This is a genomic window from Cellulomonas bogoriensis 69B4 = DSM 16987, assembly GCF_000767165.1.
GTDB lineage: Bacteria > Actinomycetota > Actinomycetes > Actinomycetales > Cellulomonadaceae > Actinotalea > Actinotalea bogoriensis.
The window spans coordinates 1-2,349 of the sequence record NZ_AXCZ01000272.1; the positions used below are offsets into that span (position 1 = coordinate 1).

Annotated in this window: 1 protein-coding gene and 1 pseudogene; both read right to left on the reverse strand. The window is 70.2% G+C overall.

Annotated elements, in window-relative coordinates:
- Window positions 1-101: 101 nt before the first annotated feature.
- Window positions 102-1,279: pseudogene (locus N869_RS14475) on the reverse strand (ISL3 family transposase).
- An 87-nt stretch (window positions 1,280-1,366) separates the two neighbouring features.
- The coding region (locus N869_RS14480) for an IS110 family RNA-guided transposase (protein WP_035062750.1) at window positions 1,367-2,349 on the reverse strand (983 nt) is incomplete at its 5' end.

The following is a 2,349-nucleotide window of genomic DNA, read 5'->3' on the forward strand; positions in this document are numbered from 1 at the left end:
GGCCGACGCGGTCTGCGGCGCCGAGTGGGGTCAGCCGTCCCCGGAGCGGGTCAACCAGGCTCTTCGCGGTTCGTGGTGAACGTGCCTGCTGGGGAGGGTGTTCACGCTGCGGTTTTCGCGGCGCTGGTGAGCAGGATACGGGTGCGGTAGTTGTGCTCGTTGCGGAAGCCGCGGCCGGTGCGCTTGATGTTCTTGATGGCGGTGTTCGCGGCTTCGGTGCGGGCGTTGGTCACGCCGGTGACGATGAGGACCTCGATGGCCGACCACCAGGTGCAGATGGTGTCGTAGAGCTTGTCGGTCTCGGGCATGTTAGCGGCCAGGACGTAGGCGCCCAGGCGCATCTTCTCGGTGTGAGCGTCGGCCGGGGACCCGGTGCGCAGCAGGCGGCAGACCTGCTCCTTGATGCCCCAGGCCGTGCCGAGCTCGTCGGTCGGGTCATCGGTGCGCAGCACCCGTTCCAGGCGCGCCCACCCGGCCGGGGACAGCATGTCGGCTCCGCGTAGCAGCAGCCGCCGGTTCGCCCACGCCGGGGCGGCGGTCGTGCCGCGCCGTCCGTGCCGGTCCCGGACGGCGCGCTGGCGGACCTTGGTGACCATGTCGCCTGCCAGGGCGACCAGGTGGAACGCATCGACGCTGATCGCGCGTCCGGTAGGTGCTCAGTCAGGGCCTTGCCGAACGCCGCGGACGGGTCGATCGCCACGACCTGGACGCCCTCGCGCCAGGCGGGGCTACGGGCAGCGAGCCAGGCCCAGACACCGGCGCTGTCACGCCCGTCGACCACGCCCAGGACCCGCCCGGTGCCCAGGTCCACGAACGTGGTCATCCACGGCTCGAAGCGGGCCCATGAGCCGTCCGTGGTCCAGAAGTACCGCACCGAGACGACCACCGCAGCCACCAGCGTCTCCCGCAGCCGCCCAGTGGACCGGGCCCTGGGTGGGACCTGGATCGTGGACTCGCTGAACGTCCCCCGCGCACACAGCTCCTCGGCGCAGAACCAGCGCCGCTTGTCCCAGACCACCTGCACCTGCCCACCGACCGGGACGTCACGCACCACCTGCCGACGCCGGGAGTACACCCGCACCGAGATCACCCCGCAGACCGGGCACCCCGGCGGCGCCGTGCTCTCCACGACGACTTGTCGCTGCCCCTCAGGCAGATCGACCGCGTCGATCACGCGGTCCTCAGGCAGGTTGAAGATCCTGCTCGCAGCATCCCGCTCCGAACCCGTAGGCTCGAACACGGCTCGTGGTCCTCTGGTCCTTGGAGGTCTCGACAACACCCATCCCAGCAGGCCACGAGCCTTCTACGTCCCAACGACGCCGCCCAACTCCATCACCACCAACCACGACACTCCTATAGAGATTTGTCAAGCGGCCGTGGTCGTGGTGGGTTGTTGGAGGACGTCGCGGATGAGTGGGTAGAGCTGGAGGGCGAGGTAGCGCTTGAGGCAGCGGATGATTTCCATCTTGGTCCGGCCTTCGCTGGTGCGGCGGGCCACGTAGTCGCGGGTGGTGGGGTCGTAGCGCATGCGCACGATCACGATGTGGTAGAGCGCGGAGTTGGCCTGCCGGTCTCCGGCGCGGTTCAGGCGGTGCCGGTTGGTCTTGCCCGAGGATGCTGGGATTGGACACACTCCGGCTAGCGCGGCGAAGTGAGCCTCTGAGCGCAGCCGGTCGGGGTTGTCCCCGGCGGTGATCAGGAGCTGGGCGACGGTGTCTGGGCCGGTGCCGTAGACGGCCATGAGTGCTGGGGCGTGGTCGTCCAGGAGCCGGCGCAGGTGGCTGGTCATGTCGGTGATCTGTTCGGACAGCAGTAGGTAGCGGCGGGCCAGGACGCGCAGGGCGTAGGCGGTGGCCTCGGTGGCGGTGACCGGCGCGCTGGTGGGGCGGGTGGCGGCCAGCGTCGCGGTCAGGCGGGTGTTGGACAGGCCGCGGTAGCGGGCCCGAAGGGGTTCTGGTCCGGCGATGAGCATCGCCTTGATCTGGTTGATCGTCGCGGTCCTCTCGCGCAGCGCCGAGGTCCTGGTCGTGCGCAGCACCCGCAGCGACTCCACCAACCCGTCGCCACCCTTGGGGGCCGCCACTGCCCGCTCGGACAGGACCGCCTCGGCCGCGGAGTACGCGTCGAACACGTCGGTCTTGCCTCGAGCGCGACGGTCGAACCGGTTGGGTCGGTTGACCTCGATGACCGTGTGACCAGCCGCCGTCAGCTCGCGGGTCACCCCGGCCCCGTAGCTGCCGGTGCACTCCACTCCGACCTTCGCGACCTGCGGCCACCGGCCGATGAACCGGACCGCTTGGCGGTAGCCGGCCGCGGTGGCCGGGACCCGCACATCGCCCAACGCCCGCC